This window comes from Ochrobactrum sp. EDr1-4 (assembly GCF_049199085.1).
GTDB lineage: Bacteria > Pseudomonadota > Alphaproteobacteria > Rhizobiales > Rhizobiaceae > Brucella.
Genome location: NZ_JBLZOF010000004.1, coordinates 15,212 through 32,656, shown reverse-complemented (window position 1 = coordinate 32,656; position 17,445 = coordinate 15,212). Strand labels below are relative to the sequence as shown.

Sequence of the window (17,445 nt, the reverse complement as noted above, 5' to 3'; positions counted from 1 at the left end):
CAAAACCTCTCACTCAAACCGTTTAATGACTGCGCGCTTTCACAATCTATCAGGCGCGCCACTCTTCTCTTTTTTCGGGAAATCTAACTATCAAGAGATCGCAGATCGACCCTTCAAAAATAAAAATAAATAGCAATTCAAGTGAGCAAAGCGCACACATCTCATAATTTTAGAAACTTATTTTCTGTATTTTTCTGCTGCTGCTATTCGCCCTCATCGAGCTCTTCAAAACTGAAATATTCAAAACCAGACGATCGCCTATCAGGAACGACAATCGGCAATCTTTATGTCCAACTTTTTCATTCACGCCTAAAAATCTGGGTCAAAAATCGTCAAAAGACACTGAAATGAACTTCCAAAGTTGAGACAAAGTATTTTCTTCTCTTTCTAAGTTATCGCTGCTATAATCTTATATCCCGCCACACGTTAGTGTGCTGCCAACGGCAGCGCGGGATTTCGAGGAAAAAAACGCCTTGGCGTTGTCTTCAGAGACACTTAGAAGCGTCGAAAACAGATCAAAAATGGCGTTTGCGCCACTTTTGAGGTATTGAGCCCTACGAATTGAGAAAATCCTCAGAAATTGGCCTTATTTTCGAAAATGAGCACCTTAAAACCTTAAAATTTCACTTTGCATTTGATTTAGAGGCATGGTGGGCCGAATAAAGCCGATTGAGGCTCCGTTTATGCCGGTTCTACACAATATTATGTGATGTGATTTACATATATTTTACATCACACCAATTTATTGCTAGCGAATTTTGATCAAATGATCTTAATTATTGTATTGTTGCTTAATATCCAACTTTCAGTTTATCGAGATTGCAATTTAAAAATTCAAAACAATTGTATAAGTGCCAAATTTCCCGTTAGTTTATAACATTGAGAATTTTGTATAATTCTATTGCGTTTTTTTGCCGCGGAATTCTGCGGCATAGAACACTAATTTTTCGATGTTTTTATTTTACAAAAAAATATTTTATACTGCTTGATAAAAATCATAAACTAATATCGCACGAATTTCGCGCGAAAAGATCTACTTGCATTAAGATGCGTGTATACGCAAAATAGCACGGGTTGAGCAGCTATTTTGGCCCATTCGCTGTCTTCTGCAGTCAGGATTTTTTGCGTAGCTGTCTGCGATAATCGCCTGCATGAAGGATGATAATCCGCAATTAACCGGGCTGAATATTTTTGGCTTTTAGCTGATCGTTCAATTTCTTTTCGAAGAAAAGCAGCTGATGTGTCTGGATTAAATATCGACCCGTCAAAAGTGATGGTTCCGATTAAACCGCACAAGACGCTGTCTAATGCCGAATGGAAGCGTCGAATGGAAGCGACTTACAAAAGGCTCGTACTTAGTCTTTGTGAAAAAGCGGCAGCACATTTTCGTGCGAAAATTGTTTGGTACAAAGAGATGCCGGAAATTGAAACCGCCGAAAATAAAATCGACGAATGGGAGAATTTGCAGCTGGACAGGCCACGACTTTCTAAGCGGCTGCATGCGCAGGTTTATCCCTGGGGTCAGCGTATTCCGGCAAAACGCTATCGCCAAATTCTGCAAAAGCGAAAAGAAAAATTACAGCTCAGAATGGAGCGCACCGCGATTGAGCTGGAAGTCGCCCGTTGTAAGCTTGAATATGAGGTTGCTACAATTAACAGCGGACTTGTCTGGTTAATGGAAAAGCCAGCCAAAATTTCTTTGAAGTCAAATTTGTTAAACGGCCATCCTTACGAGCGCGTGACTGACGATCAGGGCAGGGTCCGTATCATCATCAGAAATGCTCGCGTTGAACGCCGATTAGGTGCTGTGCATTGCGACTTAGTTTCAAACGATCGTGATGAGATCGTCGTGACCGATCCGGATGAATTTCTCGCGCGTCGCCGCGAGATTACCAATGCCTATGCAGGCAGCCGTACAAAGTTCAGCCAGTTCTAGGCAGGCCCTGTCTCAAATGGTGGAAGAACTTATTACGCTGTACGTGATCGCCAATTTTCAAGCGACGCTAAAGGCGCTCAGCCAAAAGCTCTTCTTAAGCGATCTTTTCGCGCAAAACCTTCGTTTAAAGGCTTTTACAATTCAAGTGACCTAATCACAGAAGGCAAAATTCATTCGCACCATTGTGACCCGTCGTCCTGGGTATCTTACACAGAGGAATTGAAACAACCGCTTTTGATGCTCGATAGAAGCCGTTCGTTTATCATTGAGGGTGCTGCTGGAACCGGCGAAACCCATTTGATTCCCGCAATGGTCAATTACTGTCTGGCGATAGGCAAGTCTGTTAAGGTTATAGCGGATGGTAACACACTTGACGGGATCGAAGCGCGTTGTTACGATTTCATCGTGGCCGATAAGGGACATAAGTTTCTCATCGGCCGAGCGCGTGAAGCCAATTATATCATTTTTGGTTCAGCGCGTGATCCGCGTGACAATTATCCAGACCATGCAGATGAAGCCCGTTCTACCACAAGTTTCAGCAGCTAACTTTTTAATCCGCCACGCCATGACAAGGCTGAGGTTCTAATTTTCGACGACGCAACGCGCATCGCTTTTGACGCTTCCCTCTTTAACGGCAGGCCACAATTCGTGGCCCTTGGTCACTTTTCTCAGATTAGTTGTAAAAACTCGATTTTTGCAGTAGCCCGTTCATCAGATATTCCAACGCTGCCTTTGCGTAAAAATCATTGCGCGCGCAATTGCGATGCAGTGACGTGGTCCAACATCTTCAGTTATCAAAACAGATTGGCCATAGTACATAGAGGCATGCGTCAAAGCGAGCTGCATTACGTGCCCTTGGGACGCAAACGGGACGGCGTTTCAAGAGGAGAAGTGCGGGCAATTATTAACGCTGCCGGTCAGGCATTGCTGGAAAAGAGAGTGTGGGTATTGTCGCTTTCAGCCAGAAGCAATTGAAGTCAATCCATGACGTGGTTCAAAAAGCAAATCTGAAGGAATTAAGATTTCTAGGCTTACCCGAAGGTGTGCAGGGCAAAGATACAGATTGTGTGCTGTTTTTTTTGAACTCAGTGTTCACACCAGAAGGTCGCCTCCCACTGGAAATTGAAGGTTTTGAAGACAAGCAGCGCATTGAGCGGATGAATGTGGCGCTTACGCGTGCAAGAGAACGAACAATTATATTCTCTTCTTTACTGGCATCCGACATTGATCGGCGGCTGGCAACAGATGTGCAGGCTTTAATCAGATCCGTCCTTCAAACATTTGAAATGCTTCCAAGTCAAAAAAATGGTAGCCGATATGGTTTATAATCCTCAGACTGAAGTGATTGAGCGTTCGTAAACAATAACGCTGCCAGGTATGGACCTGCATCGACTAACGTTGAGCACAGTTGATTGAGAGATACATCGGGAGAACTGCACAGCTGGGATAAGTGGAATTTCTGTCTGACTTCGGCTTAGATGCCGGGAACAGGAGATATCATGACGAGACGACCGCGCCGAAACCACAGCTCGACTTTTAAGACAAAAGTGGCGCTTACTGCGATCCGGAGGTAATCATCACGTTGATCCTAATATAGTCGATAACTAGCTAATACCAGTGAGTCCGGTAATTCGACGTATAAGTGAATCAAAAAAAGCTGCATAATTGTTATTCCTACAAACATTGTGAAAGTAATTTCTCTTATGGCTAAATATTTATTAATTGGTGCGGTCGGAGGGCCAAATTTTGGCGATGAGATTATACTACATGCTTGGATAAAGGCAATTAGAGACGCAGATAATGATGCAGAAATACTTTGTGACGGTTACAATCCAGATAATGTTGCCCAGTTTGTCGGAGGCGACGTCTACACATTAAAATCGAATGAAAGTCTGTGGGCCTGCACATATTCTGTCGTTCCCGACCAAGGCCAGAAATCATCGAGTTCGTGGCATAGTATTCATAATGGTTTGCGGGAACCAACTCGAGCTTGGAAGGCAATCAACTGCGTCGATGCGCTTGCGCATTATAATATTGATCAAATCCATATCATTGGCGGTGGATATCTGAATGCATTATGGCCGGCAAACTACATCCTCTTGTTGCTCGCTCGTCTCCTCGCGTGGAGATCAGCTGCGCGTATCATAGCAACAGGCCTTGGACTTTCGCCGGTCAAATCGGAGGACATTTCCGGATTAACTGGTATCTTGTCGACGTTTGATTATGTGGATGTAAGAGATACCGAATCATACGAATTATTGAAGATATCATCGCCTGAGCATTTAAGTTTTTCAGGTGATGACGCGCTCCTGTTTATTCATAATGGCCCCCCCAAATTTCCGCTTCAGAATATGGGTGTACCCACGCTGGTGATTTGCCTTCAGAATGATCTATTCCCAGGCGATCATATCGTCTCAGATCTTTTTAGTCCGGCTTCAATAGAGCTGTTGAAGACACATGGGATTCATAACATCGTGTATGCAGCTGCGATGTCTGCTGACGTCGCCGGCCCAAGCACTGAACTCCGAAGTGTACTTGAAAATCACGGCTTCAGTATTTCCTCTCTGGATCCGAGTCAGCTCACTGAAAGCGGATTCCCGGTAAGTGATGGTGGATTGGTTATCACATCGCGATACCATCCGCATTTTTTAGCATCCCTGTCAGGGTATAGTGGGGTGGCGCTTAGCACAACTGGTTACTATGACACCAAGCATGAGGCTGTCCGCAAGATGGGCAGCAACTGGCCTGTACTAAACAACGATCTTGGTGTGGATATTTACAGTGCCATGTCAAACGAATTGAATCGTAGGTTGCCAACCTTCAATAAGACGGCTCGGGATTCATTCGTAAGTAAGAAGAAAAAAATGGAGCATGCGATTTTCGCCGCGCATGGAAAGCCAAATGCTCTGCCAATTGACTTCATTGATATTTGGTCAAATAATCTCCGCTTACTCGAAAATTCGAACCGCCATTGTGAGCATATTAGAGCTGAGCGAGAGGAAACCCAAAAGCTATATACCCAACAGCTTGAATCAAATTCCGAATTGTTAAGTCAGTTGAATAATGTACAAGCTAAGCTCGACGCGATGTTGGCGGAAGTTGAGCGAATTAGTGAAGAGCTCAAGCAAGAGAAAACAGCAAGAATTTTGATTCTCAATAGCCGGACTTGGAAAATTACCGCGCCTTTGAGGTGGTTTTTTGCGCTGTTTAAATAAAACGAGATAAGGTTGAATTCTCTAAAGAGCATCCAAGGCTGAATAGATTATAGCCCTGGATATTCCATTAGATGAGATAAGTGAACACGTTAGAATTTTTCTATGGTCGCCGCGACGATAGCCTCAGCTTATAAAGAATGGCGCGTACAACTCCCTTGAATGCACGAACCCCAAACTCTTCTGGAGAAAGGCTGGGGCCACCGCTGCCTGCTGCGACTTGGTGATTGGGGTCATTACTACCCGCATTGCTTAATTCGATCCAACGTAAACGAGCCTCTATTTCCAGTTCACGTGTTTTGCGAAGGCCAATAGGATAAGGCAGAGAAAGCCTGTCTTGATATATTTTTTGGGCGGCTTCAACGATGTCGCGATTTTCCTCTCGTTGAACGAAGTAAGCCATATGGGCAAAAGGAATCGATCTTTGGCAAAAGATTCGCAAATTATTCTTCTTGCAATACTGGTGCATCATGTGCTCGTCATCGCGACCACCGTCGTTTATTGCTTTCCAGAATTCTTTTCTGAAAAGTATACATCCAATGGAATATCGCTCCTGCGACGGCACCTCGGCCGAAGTTAGTTCTTTAGTCGCGGCAATGAAGCGATCAGGCTGCAGAGTTGTCTCTTCATGTAGCCATCTCGCGAGATAAGGGAGTTGCCAAACGGTTCCATCTGATCCAGTTGCGATAGCATTTGCGGGATATAGTTTCCTACTTGATCCCGCTCCCGCGTAATGATCACGAGCGTACTTCTTAAAGTAGGTTTCCTCCAGATCCATGGCCTTCAAGGTCTCTGGAAAACCCCAACAATTATTGTTGATCAGTGGTGTGACATATGCGAGTTGATCGCCTTGCTCTTTATCTTTTTCATGCCATAGAGAAAGAAGGCTGTCTATCCAGTTTGGCGAAATAGGAAATGCATCATCATCAACCTTGCACACAAGATCGAATTCTTTAAATATGTCAGATTCCAATAACTCCGATATAGACTTATATGGGTAGTCAGGACCTATATTATCGATAACTTTTATCTGTTTGGGATAAAGCGTTTGATAGCGTTTTGCCACTTGTAAGGTGCGTTCCGCATCATAGCTTCCACGACAGTTCTGTAGGATGAAAAATGGAATATTAGGGTTGCCATAAGACATATGACAAGCCAGAGCGAGTTCTGTAGCTTCGTAGTCTTTGCAAGCCAACATCAAGATCGCAAGCTTTGTATTGTTCATGATTATCCCTTTAATGCCGAAAACAGCTTTACCCAGTATTCTTTTGTACGCAAAGTCGTGGAAGCTGCTTTATATTCGTCTTCAAGACGGCTGATATTTGTAAAAGCGCTCATTCTCGTTTTGAGTATACGAAGTAGGACTTTGGAGAGTGCTTTTCGATCACGTTTGAATAAGGAGAGGTTTTCTCCCACACCATAAACTGCACCATTAAGTCGCAAAAGATCCCACGTGCCTGATTCCCACGGTATTCTTGTGTGAGCATACTTTTCACGTATTCGCGATTGTGGAAGCAGGAGCCCACCAATCGTCAAAATGCCCACTATGCGGCGAATACGAGGCGAGGTTCTTGGGACAGGAACAAGTTTCTCAAAATCGTTGGCTGTTAATTTTTGTGGTGGGTATAAACTCTTGAACGAGCTCAGCTTGTCGATGGGGGCTGGATTTGCTGCAAAATAGTCAGGCCCTTTGGCCACGTCATCAATTGCATCTAATGCAGCTAGTGCACAAGCATACTGGAATCTAAGTGCCATATGTATAGATTCTTTTAAGCAGTGTTTATATGCACTTCTAATTTTTTTTGCATCTCCATGCATAAGAACCAGCGCAAGCCAACTGCGATGAGCAAGATATATTACAGAAGGCGAAACCTTATATCCAAAATTCTCACACCAAGTGGCAATACCGTTCATCGTTGCAATTCTTAAATTGTTTGCAATGCTAAAATCTGTATCGTCGCCACGCACAAAAAACGGAAATGGATATTGTGAAATTTCCGAAAGGGGGAATGCGAAGAACCACCACGCGCCATAATTTGCCCAGTCCCCATAATCATTGCTTGCGACAACGGCGATGTCGGAAAGGTTGCGGTTATGATAATGGGTCGCCCAAACAGGCCCGTTACCGTTCAACAAAAGTGTTGCGCCTTTTTCATACTGAACGGTTGGTGTTTCAGTATGAAACATCCCTCCTGCCACGCTTAATTTTGTGTCGTGAGCATATGAAAGCAATGCGCAAGTGCGCCAGACGCTTTCTGGTTCACATGCTGCGTCGTCATCCATGAACAAAGTATGTGTAAACTGGTTTCTGTCCTGTACTTCTTTCAGACCGCGAGCAAAACCGCCCGCTCCTCCCAAGTTTGGATTGGGGATCAGGTGGATGGCAGTATTTTCGATTGAAATATCGAGGGATTGGCCGTTGTCGATAACGAATAATTCAATCGGTGCGTGCGGCGAATGGGGAATAATAACATCTTTAAATTTATCAATGGCCCGCTGAGCAGCCAATTCGCGCTTGAAAGTTGTAATTACAGCGGCGAGTTTAACGTCACGTTTAGGTACTTCTAAAGTTACCCATTCAAGACATTTAATATGTGAGTCTTCCTGCAGAGACTGTATATTTAATGCGATAATATTTCCATTTATTCCATCAATATTCTGTAATTCTAATATAGTTTCCTCACTCGATAGTGTTAACTCCTTTTCTAAAATAATAGAAGCCGCTGCTGTTTCTGTATAGCAGAGAACCTTGATTAAAAATTTTCCTGACCCTTCGAATCTAACACTAAGATTTTGCAGACCAGTTAGGTCCAGCCATTTTTTATGGCTGAAAGAATTGAAAAAGGTCGATAAATCTAACACTGTTCCTTTGGAAATATTGATTCCGAACATATCGACTGAAGCGGTAGCACCGCCGTTAGGCCATCTTACGAACAGTGGTGATTTATCTATTTCTGCGACTGTTGGGAAAATAACCCGTTGAATTGTATTATATATTTTCTTTTCTTTCATATCGTTTTCCAGTGGTATAGTGTGTATTTTTCCTTATTAGTTTTACCGCATATACGCATCCAAAGCCAAACTCAAATAACTAGGCACAGCAGTCTCTTATTGTAACAATTAGCCTACATTGACAAGCGTTTGCAATGAAAGTGGTGGGCGATGGTGACCTTGCCCCCAGTCTCATCTAAAGCATGTCGCATTTAATCAGCCTATATCCTGCAGCTTTGAAGAAGTATCGTATACACCGCCTCTGTCCCATTGATTTTGGTTATTCTTGCCAGATGATATTTTGTAGCGGTCCGATAGCTACCGACTGTTGAATCAAGGCTTTGTGCTGTGGTAATCTCCCCGGCAATTAACCGGGTTTAAAAGTAGAATTTCTCGCAATGATTTTGGAGAAGATTCGTATAAAAACATCACGATTTGGCGACGCACAGGTATGGCAATTCTGAAGCAGGCGTAGGATGGCATTCCGGTTGCGCAGATTTGTCGGGAGCATAGCATGAGTGATACCAGCTTTTACAAGTGGCGGGCATAGTTCGGCGGCATGGACGCGTCCATGGTCAGCCAAATGAAGAGCATGGAAGACGAGAACCGTCGACTGAGGAAGATGTATGCCGATCTGAGCATGCAAACGATCTCCTAAAGGGACCTGTTGGAAAAAAGCGCTGAGGCCGTCTCAACTTAAGGAGATGGCCAGGCAAGCAGTTCAAGAACATAAGGTGGGCTTGGCGCTTGCGTGTCGGACGTTCTCGATCAGCGAGACGTGCTACAGCTATGGACGCAAGCTCGACAGCGAGAACGAAGATATTGTCAACTGGCTGTTGCGTCTGACGACAGCCCGGAAAGCGTGGGGTTCCGGCCTGTGCTTCCTTTATCTGCATAATATCAAAGGTTTCGGATGGAACCACAAAAGAGTTTACCGTATCTGTCGTGATCTGGAATTGAATCTGAGGATCAAGCCTAGGAATCGCCTGGTGCGGGGTAAGCTTTCGCTGCGTTGCACGTGTTTCTTAGCTTGACGTATTAAAGTTCCATGGGAGCAGATCGTCGAGGCAGCTTTGAGGACATCCGGCTGCGATAGCAGTGAGTGTTGCTTTGAGATAAGCAAAGGGTTCGACAATCGTTGATTTTGCGGGTTTCCATCAGCGAAGCGATGCGCCCCCAAACAATACCGCCTTCGTCGTGACCTGCAAAAAGCGCGTTTTTGCGATTGAGAGCGATAGGCCGGATTAGGTTTTCAACCCTGTTGGAGTTGATCTCTACGCGACCATCTGTCAGGACGGTTTGCAGCCTTCCCATTGGTTATGGATATAGGTGAGCTTTTCTCCCAGACGGGATTTGGCGGATAACGTGCAAGCTGTGTCTGAAGCCATTCACCGAAGGCGGCGACCAGGGGCGCGGCGCGGGTCTGGTGGGCAGACAGGCGCTGGCCAGGTGAGATGCCGCGTATATCAGCCTCGATAGCGTAGAACTCCGCAATTCGGTGCAGGCCTTCGGCGGTGATCTCAGAGCCGTCGCGGTCGAAGACTTCCTTCAGCTTGCGCCTTGCATGCGCCCAACAATGAGCCACCCGAATGGGACTGCCAACCTTTCGAGAAGGTTTGGTTAGCCGGTTGTACCCCTGATAGCCATCGACCTGCAGAATGCCAACTGCCGCTCGTCTACAGACAGCTTTTCCGACCGTTTTCCATGCAAAGCGTGGTTGAGTTCGGCGATCAGATGCTCTTGCCGCCGGGTGATATCCCTCAGCACCGCAACCTCTTCTATCAATGCGAGAGCCGTCGCAAGTTGCGCGGCTGAAATGGCTGAAAGATCAAGGGCGGGAGTAATCTGCATAGACCAAAGATACCATCAGAACCCAGCAAAAACAAGTAAATCCAGATATTTGATTCATTCTGCCGCAGCTGGCGCTCTGGCTTCCAGAGCCTTGACTTTACGCCAGTCGAGCCCAAAAAAAGAGCGCCTCGAACTGCGCGTGGTTCAACGTCATCAATCCGTCTCTGACGGCAGGCCAGGTGAAACTCATATCCTCCAGCCGTTTGTAAGCCATCATCAGCCCGGTACCGCCCCAATATAGCAGCTTCAAGCTATCCGCGCGGCGTGAACGGAACACAAATACGGTACCGTGAATGGGTTCTCGCGCTGAACCGATGATACGAGTGCCGCTAACCCGTCATACCCCTTGCCGAAGTCGATGGACTTCGTCTCAACCATGATCCGTACCCGGTTGGAAGGAAGTATCATGGGCAGTTAGCCAAGTCGTGCACCACCGATGCGATCTGATCCGCCGAAGCGCCAGCCTCCAGACGAATGAACACTGCGCCCGCGACGATTTCCGGGCCTGAGGGAACATCAACATCAATGCACGCTGCCTGAGTGGTCGACCCAACCATTAAGGTTGCAAACTCCACCAGATCCTCTGGCGCAGGCAATACCAGCTACTCCTTTTCCGCAAGAGACCGCAGTCGATACATGATTTGCAAGCAAACCGTGCCAACGTGCAACAGAACGCACCGTAGCGCCAGCTAGCAGCGTTGCCGCTACAATCCGCGCCTTCACCTCATCCGGCCACTTTCGGCCCCCGCAGCTTCCGCCACCAACTCGTAGAACCTCCAATATAGTGTCCATGGGGAAACTCCGTCCTGATCATCTCAAAAGTCTATTGCGACAATCAGAACTGTAATTGGAAGGTGGGGACCAGCGTAAGCTTACGGCGCGGGAACGACCAGAGCCACTGGCTGTGCCCCCAATAGCCCAACTAGACCTGGCCTATGGACATCATGGCCCATCAGCTTTCCGATGGTCGCTTGTTCCGGACTTTGAACGTCATCGACGACTTCAACCGGGAGGGGCTCGGGATCGAGATGAATTCTACTGCTCAGCCCCGTTAAAAACGGGGGATTACCATCCTAGCTGTGCAGTTTTCCTGGTTCGACTCTCTCGGCATCTGGTGCATCAGTTTATGAGTCTACGACGTAGAGAAAACTTGGGAGTAAGGGTATGCTGATCCGAATTTGGCCACGTTAGCGATTCATTTGGTTGGGGAAATGGTTGACTAATTTCAAGTGATTCCATTACTACGCACGTTCAGGCTGACGAACTATGTGCCAAACCACATGCAGTGGTGCCGCGATGTTCAACTAGGATTAGATCTTTATGAGCGTTGAAGCTTTCGATGAGAATACCGAGCTGGTTGCATACCGTTTGAAGCCAAAGACAGGCGTCAATGTAGCATTGAACGACATTATCGAGGCTTTTGCCAAGTATCGTCTGGCTTTAATTTTTGGTTGGCAGGATGTTGCACAGCGATATCGCCGTTCAAGGCTTGGAGCTTTTTGGCTCACTTTGAATATGGCCGTCTTGATCGGTGCTCTGGGTGCGATTTTTGGAACGCTTTTCCAATCTGAGATGCGCGAATATTTGCCTCACGTATGTGCAGGCGTAATCATGTGGAGCTTTATAACTAGCTGCTTGTCTGAGGGGTGTACCACATTCAGCGGATCGGATGGCATTATCCTGCAGGTACGGATGCCACTTTTTACACATATATTGCGCACCATGTGGAGGAATGTGATAATTTTTCTACATAATATTGTAATATTTCCTATTATTGCTTTGATCTTACAACATCCAATGAATTTTTACGCATTTCTGGCAATTCCCGGGTTTCTTCTCGTTTGCCTGAATTTAGCTTGGATGATGCTTATTCTTGCTGTTTTGTGCGCGCGATTTCGCGACATGACGCAGGTTGTGACGAATGTCTTGCAGATACTTTTTTATGCGACACCTATCATGTGGATGGTAAAGATTTTGCCAGACCATGTTTCACGGGCCTTCATTGAACTCAACCCATTCTATCACTTCATTGAATTGGTGAGGGCTCCCCTCTTTGGCCATTCTCCGGAGAATATTAGCTGGGTTTTTGCGAGCGTGCTTGCCGTTCTCGGTTGGGCGGTTGCACTAGTATTTTTTGGAAAATATCGTTGGCGCGTAGCGTATTGGTTGTAATGATATGAGTTTGATTAAGCTAGATAATGTCAGTGTTGAGTTCCCAATCTATAACTCATCAAGCAGATCTCTTAAGAATCGCGTTCTGAGCATTGCGACAGGCGGAAAGATTGAGCGGAAGAGTGATAGGTTAGTCGTAATTCGTGGTCTTGAAAGGGTATCATTATTATTGAATGATGGCGATCGGATTGGGTTGATCGGTCACAATGGCTCTGGAAAGACGACTCTGCTACGCGTTCTTTCGGGTATTTACACGCCCACGCAAGGCGACGCGTTCATTGATGGAACTTGTGTGTCATTGATCAATATTCAGCTTGGTATTGATCCTGATGCGACGGGGCGCGAAAATATTCGTCTTAGATCTGCAATGATGGGTATGCACCCAAAAGAGATTGACGAAAAATTTGATGCAATAGCCGAATTTTCAGGTTTGGGAGATTTCCTGGATATGCCGTTCAGAACATATTCTTCGGGTATGCAACTCAGGCTAGCATTTGCTACTTCCACGTCGGTTCGTCCAGAAATTCTGATCATGGATGAATGGTTGTCGACTGGCGATGAAGATTTCAAGGAGCGTGCGAATAAGCGAATGCATGACCTCGTCGGATCAACCAAAATTTTGGTTCTTGCGAGCCATTCCAGAGAGCTGCTGATGAAGAATTGTAACCGTATTGTGTGGCTAGAGCATGGGCAACTAAAAATGGATGGTGCTCCTGAAGATGTATTGGCAACCTACTTCCAAGATTCTCGAAAATAAGAGGCTTTTAAATAGTCTTTGACAAGTAAAAATCACGCCTTCAATCCTTCAAGCGTGGCTTTCACTTTCTGTTTGGTGGTTAGAGAACCATACGTACTTCCAGAAGAACCGCGCTCTAACCTGTTGAATCTACACATTGTATTGACCGGAAATTTATTCCGATTTGCAGGCTTATTCTGGCTTGATCGTCTTGAGAAGATTGGCGATATTCGCTTCTACCATTGGGCGAATATCTTTGCGCCAAAGAGCGAAAGCTACGTTGGCTTCGATAAAGCCTGACTTCGAACCACAGTCAAATGTCCGACCATGATAATCAAAGCCATAGAATTTCTGTTGATCAGCGAGTTTTAACATCGCATCGGTCAGCTGGATTTCATTGCCAGCGCCTTTTTCCTGCTTGCTTAGCAGTTCAAAGATTTCTGGCTGAAGAATGTAGCGGCCATTGATATAGAGATTGGAAGGTGCTGTGCCCTTGGCAGGCTTTTCAACCATCTGGTTGATCTCAAAACCATTGCCAATAGCAGTGCCTTTTCCGACGATGCCATATTTATGGGCTTCTTCAGGATCGCATTCCTGCACAGCGATCACATTGCCGCCGGTCTGCTCATAAAGCTCGACCATTTCCTTGAGACAGCCCGTCTTCGACTGCATAACCATATCTGGCAGAAGCAGTGCAAAAGGCTCATCGCCGACCAGCTCACGCGCGCACCAGACCGCATGGCCAAGGCCGAGCGGAACCTGCTGACGGGTAAAGCTCGTAGTACCGGGCTGCGGCTGCAATTCTTGCAAATGCTCAAGCTCAGCCTTTTTGCCGCGCTCGGCAAGGGTTGCATAAAGCTCAACCTGTGCATCGAAATAATCTTCGATCACAGCCTTGTTGCGTCCAGTGACGAAAATCAGATGTTCGATGCCGGCTTCACGAGCCTCATCCACGACATACTGGATAACTGGCTTGTCAACGACGGTAAGCATTTCCTTGGGGATCGACTTGGTCGCGGGTAGAAAACGGGTGCCAAGACCTGCGACAGGAAAAACTGCTTTACGGATTTTGCGGATCGAACTCATAGGTATCCTCGATTTTTTTACTAACCCGGCGATGCTATCAAAGCACTGAAATCATTGCATTTCAAATAGGGCGTTTTTGATTAAGGGATGATGAAAAAGTCGAAATATATATCACATTACGTTTCCGGCTCACGGCAAATTTTACAATATTTTCAATTACTAGTTATTACTGATAACATGATTTTTTATCGATATTACGTTTTATGATGAGGTAGACATTCATAAAGACTGATTACGTTTATCTTGAGATCGATAGCTAGATCGATTATGGCATAAACCAATCGATATTAATTATAACGAACCTGGATGGCTTGCTGTGAATTTTGATCATTACGATTTAATTATCGTCGGCGCTGGATTTTTTGGTGCAACAATAGCCGAGCGCGCCGCCAATGAATTGGGGCGCAAAGTGCTGATTTTAGACCGGCGAAATCATATCGGCGGCAATGCGTATAGTGAAAACGATGCGGAAACGGGTATCGAGATACATAAATATGGTGCGCATCTTTTTCACACTCCTAATAAGCTCGTTTGGGACTATTTGAACAATTTCACGAAGTTCACTGATTATAAGCACCGGGTATATACGTCTTATAAGGATCAGGTTTATTCGATGCCAATTAATCTTGGCACGATATGCCAATTCTTCGGACGACGGATGTCTCCTGCGGAAGCTAAGCAGCTTGTATTGGAGCAATCGCGTGAGTTGGGTGAAAATAAGCCTGTTAACCTTGAAGAAAAGGCAATATCACTAATTGGACGTCCGCTCTATGAAGCATTTATTCGTGGCTATACTGCGAAACAATGGCAGACGGATCCCCGAGAATTGTCGGAAAGTATAATTACGCGTCTTCCTGTTCGCTATAATTTTGACAATCGTTATTTCAATGATGCTTATGAGGGGCTTCCTGTTGATGGCTACACGGCCATCTTCGAAAAGATGCTTTCAAATCCCCTAATTCATATCCAGACCGGTATAGATTACTTTGACATAAAATATCAGATTCCTGCCGGAAAACCGGTTGTTTACACCGGACCGATCGATAAGTTCTTTGATCACAAGGCAGGGGAATTGGGCTGGCGTACGATTGACTTTGAACCTGAAGTTTTGCAAGTAGGCGATTTTCAAGGCACTGCTGTTATGAATTATGCTGACGAAAGCGTGCCCTTTACTCGTATCCTAGAGTTCCGACATTTTAATCCGGAGCGTGATTATCAGAAGGACAAGACTGTCATAGTTCGTGAATACTCACGTTTCGCGCAGCGCGGTGACGAGCCTTATTATCCAATCGATACACAGAAGGATAAGAAGACATACCTCGCTTATAAGGAAATGGCTGATGCTGAAAATGACGTGATTTTCGGCGGTCGACTAGGAACATACCGTTATCTGGATATGCATCAGGCAATTGGTGCTGCTCTGAAATGTTACGAAACAACCATTGAACCGCGCTTGGCGGCCGGTTAACAAAGCAGTGTAATATTGTTAAGCAGAGCGATTGATTGGAAACTTTCAATCGCTTTCTCTATATAGGCTTTGGAATTCGCAGGGAAAGGATTTGATTTGTCTGTCGCAATGGCCGTGCTGACGTGTAATCGTCCCGATGACATTGATCGTCTTTTGGATTCATCCAAACAATTGAAGCCGGAGCTTTTGTCTATTCATCTCGTCGACGCGGGGCAGAGTGGTCGTCCAGATTATGATGGTGAGGAGCTAACTTACCTCAAGTCTGAGATCAATCTTGGCGGCGCAGGAGGTTTCTCACTAGCAATTCTATCCGCGCTGTCTTCTGGTGCTGAGTGGGTATGGATTATGGATGATGATGCCTGTCCTATCAGTTCGGATTGTCTTAGGATTCTTATTAATGGTGCTGAGAAACATAATCTCGATGTTATTTCTCCCTTGATTGTAGCATCTCAGGATGATCAGAAGACGGCGTTCCCATTCAAGATAAACGGTCGATTAACAGTTGATCGACAAGCTGTACAGGAAAGGGAGTTTATTCCGAACCTGGCTCATTTTTTTAACGGGGCGCTTGTTAGACGTGATGTTTTCTTCAAAATTGGCATTCCAGATATCAGGTTGTTCATTCGTGGCGACGAGGTTGATTTCTTGCTACGCTTAAGACGAAATGGAGTGCGGTTTGGTACTTTAACTACTGCATTGGTAAGCCATCCACCTGTATGGGGCGAAATTGTCTCTATTGTTGAAGGTAAGCTTCAATTGCTCGTGCCAGAAACGAGCTTTAAAAAATATTACTTCTTCAGGAATAGAGGCTATTTGGCCCGGAGACATCTTCGTCCTTTGAGCTTTTTCGCTGACATGATTCTCTACCCCTATTATTTTCTAATAAGAAAGAAGCTAGATTGGGATGGTTTTCATCAATGGCGACGCGCATTTTGTGATGGGCTACGATACAGGTTCGACAGAAAGCCTTAAATAATCGATTGGAAGTAATATATAGCAATGGTTGCAGATATAATATACAGTCAGAGTGTGGCTATTGTTATAGTAACTTATAATAGACCTTCTCTATTAGAGGGTCTGTTACAGAGCATAACATCTCTGGAGCGTAAGCCGGATTTTGTTATCGTTATAGATAATAACAGTAGTGAGCCAACCAAGAATATTTTGCGCGATTTTTCCAGTAAAGAACTTGGTTTCGAACTTGTAACTAAAAGCCTCGATAAGAATATGGGAGGAGCCGGCGGGTTTTCTGTCGGCGTAAGTGAGGCTTTGAAGACTGCGGCAGACTGGTTCTGGCTCATGGATGATGACGTTATCGTTCTCCCCAACGGTCTAGACAATATGATGCGTTGGTCAGGCCAATTTAAATGCTTCCACGCGGGTAGAAAAGATCCCGACGGAGAACATTTCTTTTGTGAGCAATGGATCTGCGATAGCCTTGCCGTGCAAGTGCCGTTTCTCAAAGATCCATATCAGGGGAAGGGGTATTTTCTAACGAATTATGGTTGTTTTGAAGGAATGATGATCCACCGTGATATCGTGAATAAGATTGGTGTGCCAGATGAGCGTTTTTTCATTGTTTGGGACGATGCAATCTATGGTTGGCTCGCATCTAAGCACACAGATGTTGCATTTATTGCTGATAAGTGTCTGCAAAAAGTCAGAAAGCAAAAGCAGATTAGCCTTGGCTTGCGGCATTTGAATGATTCTAGTGATCTTTCACGTTACTATGCTATTAGAAACAGGGGTAATATTAAAGAGTACTACAAGAAGCATAATTGTTATAAGCCGATATTCTTTGAATTTGGTTCATTTTTAGTTTTAGCTAAAGAGTTAATTAGGATGTTGATTGTGGAAAAAAGTATAAAAGGATTTCCTAGCATTTTATATGGGCTGACCGGACGTAAATTTTGATATATTGAAAGCCTCAATGAAGTTTGAGGATATGTGCTGCACTTGCTTAAAAATGGACGGTGTTGATTTCCACCCAGAA

General features: G+C 45.2%; 18 protein-coding genes and 2 pseudogenes. 11 read left to right on the top strand and 9 right to left on the bottom strand.

What is annotated here, in order from left to right:
- Positions 1-1,240 precede the first annotated feature (1,240 nt).
- From ACOZHT_RS14965 to ACOZHT_RS14950, 4 genes are all read left to right on the top strand, one after another.
- Positions 1,241-1,936, top strand: a complete 696-nt coding sequence (locus tag ACOZHT_RS14965) for a hypothetical protein (RefSeq protein ID WP_421565890.1) — start codon at positions 1,241-1,243, stop codon at positions 1,934-1,936.
- A 237-nt stretch (positions 1,937-2,173) separates the two neighbouring features.
- Entirely contained in the window at positions 2,174-2,482 is a 309-nt protein-coding gene (locus tag ACOZHT_RS14960) for a hypothetical protein (protein WP_421565889.1), read from the top strand.
- Between the two features lie 395 nt (positions 2,483-2,877).
- Positions 2,878-3,264 carry an AAA domain-containing protein gene (locus ACOZHT_RS14955; RefSeq protein ID WP_421565888.1) on the top strand — a complete coding sequence of 129 codons (387 nt, stop codon included), beginning with the start codon at positions 2,878-2,880 and terminating at the stop codon, positions 3,262-3,264.
- Between the two features lie 375 nt (positions 3,265-3,639).
- Positions 3,640-5,151 carry a polysaccharide pyruvyl transferase family protein gene (locus ACOZHT_RS14950; RefSeq protein ID WP_421565887.1) on the top strand — a complete coding sequence of 504 codons (1,512 nt, stop codon included), beginning with the start codon at positions 3,640-3,642 and terminating at the stop codon, positions 5,149-5,151.
- A gap of 100 nt (positions 5,152-5,251) precedes the next feature.
- Here the strand turns inward: ACOZHT_RS14950 and ACOZHT_RS14945 are convergent, their stop codons facing one another.
- Complete coding sequence (locus ACOZHT_RS14945) at positions 5,252-6,373, bottom strand: hypothetical protein (RefSeq protein ID WP_421565886.1); 1,122 nt, start codon at positions 6,371-6,373, stop codon at positions 5,252-5,254.
- 2 nt (positions 6,374-6,375) lie between these two features.
- Positions 6,376-8,160 carry a glycosyltransferase family 2 protein gene (locus ACOZHT_RS14940; protein ID WP_421565885.1) on the bottom strand — a complete coding sequence of 595 codons (1,785 nt, stop codon included), beginning with the start codon at positions 8,158-8,160 and terminating at the stop codon, positions 6,376-6,378.
- A 398-nt stretch (positions 8,161-8,558) separates the two neighbouring features.
- Here ACOZHT_RS14940 and ACOZHT_RS14935 point away from each other — a divergent pair.
- Positions 8,559-9,140, top strand: a pseudogene (locus ACOZHT_RS14935) (transposase); the annotation flags it as partial.
- 24 nt (positions 9,141-9,164) lie between these two features.
- On the opposite strand, the gene ACOZHT_RS14930 reads toward ACOZHT_RS14935, so the two are convergent.
- The 6 genes from ACOZHT_RS14930 to ACOZHT_RS14905 form a co-directional block, all read right to left on the bottom strand.
- A complete protein-coding gene (locus ACOZHT_RS14930) occupies positions 9,165-9,275 on the bottom strand; it encodes a transposase domain-containing protein (RefSeq protein ID WP_421566014.1) in 111 nt (36 codons plus the stop codon).
- 116 nt (positions 9,276-9,391) lie between these two features.
- On the bottom strand, positions 9,392-9,796 hold the full coding sequence (locus ACOZHT_RS14925) for an IS66 family transposase (RefSeq protein WP_421566013.1): 405 nt from the start codon (positions 9,794-9,796) through the stop codon (positions 9,392-9,394).
- Complete coding sequence (locus tag ACOZHT_RS14920; protein ID WP_421565884.1) at positions 9,760-9,990, bottom strand: hypothetical protein; 231 nt, start codon at positions 9,988-9,990, stop codon at positions 9,760-9,762. Before ACOZHT_RS14920 ends, ACOZHT_RS14925 begins: the two co-directional genes overlap by 37 nt.
- A 97-nt stretch (positions 9,991-10,087) precedes the next feature.
- Complete coding sequence (gene tnpB / locus ACOZHT_RS14915; protein ID WP_421566012.1) at positions 10,088-10,285, bottom strand: IS66 family insertion sequence element accessory protein TnpB; 198 nt, start codon at positions 10,283-10,285, stop codon at positions 10,088-10,090.
- A 109-nt stretch (positions 10,286-10,394) separates the two neighbouring features.
- A complete protein-coding gene (locus ACOZHT_RS14910; protein WP_421566022.1) occupies positions 10,395-10,586 on the bottom strand; it encodes a hypothetical protein in 192 nt (63 codons plus the stop codon).
- On the bottom strand, positions 10,513-10,782 hold the full coding sequence (locus ACOZHT_RS14905) for a transposase (RefSeq protein ID WP_421565883.1): 270 nt from the start codon (positions 10,780-10,782) through the stop codon (positions 10,513-10,515). Before ACOZHT_RS14905 ends, ACOZHT_RS14910 begins: the two co-directional genes overlap by 74 nt.
- 73 nt (positions 10,783-10,855) lie before the next feature.
- Here ACOZHT_RS14905 and ACOZHT_RS14900 point away from each other — a divergent pair.
- The 3 genes and pseudogenes from ACOZHT_RS14900 to ACOZHT_RS14890 form a co-directional block, all read left to right on the top strand.
- Positions 10,856-11,024, top strand: a pseudogene (locus ACOZHT_RS14900) (IS3 family transposase); the annotation flags it as partial.
- A gap of 286 nt (positions 11,025-11,310) precedes the next feature.
- On the top strand, positions 11,311-12,162 hold the full coding sequence (locus ACOZHT_RS14895; protein ID WP_421565882.1) for an ABC transporter permease: 852 nt from the start codon (positions 11,311-11,313) through the stop codon (positions 12,160-12,162).
- Between the two features lie 4 nt (positions 12,163-12,166).
- Positions 12,167-12,919 carry an ABC transporter ATP-binding protein gene (locus tag ACOZHT_RS14890; protein WP_421565881.1) on the top strand — a complete coding sequence of 251 codons (753 nt, stop codon included), beginning with the start codon at positions 12,167-12,169 and terminating at the stop codon, positions 12,917-12,919.
- 171 nt (positions 12,920-13,090) lie between these two features.
- Here ACOZHT_RS14890 and galU read toward each other — a convergent pair whose 3' ends face one another.
- On the bottom strand, positions 13,091-13,984 hold the full coding sequence (gene galU / locus ACOZHT_RS14885; protein ID WP_421565880.1) for a UTP--glucose-1-phosphate uridylyltransferase GalU: 894 nt from the start codon (positions 13,982-13,984) through the stop codon (positions 13,091-13,093).
- Positions 13,985-14,300: 316 nt separating this feature from the next.
- On the opposite strand from galU, the gene glf reads away from it, so the two are divergent.
- From glf to ACOZHT_RS14870, 3 genes are all read left to right on the top strand, one after another.
- On the top strand, positions 14,301-15,452 hold the full coding sequence (gene glf / locus ACOZHT_RS14880; protein ID WP_421565879.1) for a UDP-galactopyranose mutase: 1,152 nt from the start codon (positions 14,301-14,303) through the stop codon (positions 15,450-15,452).
- 96 nt (positions 15,453-15,548) lie between these two features.
- Positions 15,549-16,424: a glycosyltransferase gene (locus tag ACOZHT_RS14875; protein ID WP_421565878.1), complete on the top strand. Its 876-nt coding sequence runs from the start codon at positions 15,549-15,551 to the stop codon at positions 16,422-16,424.
- 27 nt (positions 16,425-16,451) lie between these two features.
- Positions 16,452-17,366 (top strand): glycosyltransferase, encoded by a 915-nt coding sequence (locus ACOZHT_RS14870; protein WP_421565877.1) that lies wholly within the window; start codon positions 16,452-16,454, stop codon positions 17,364-17,366.
- Positions 17,367-17,445: the final 79 nt, after the last annotated feature.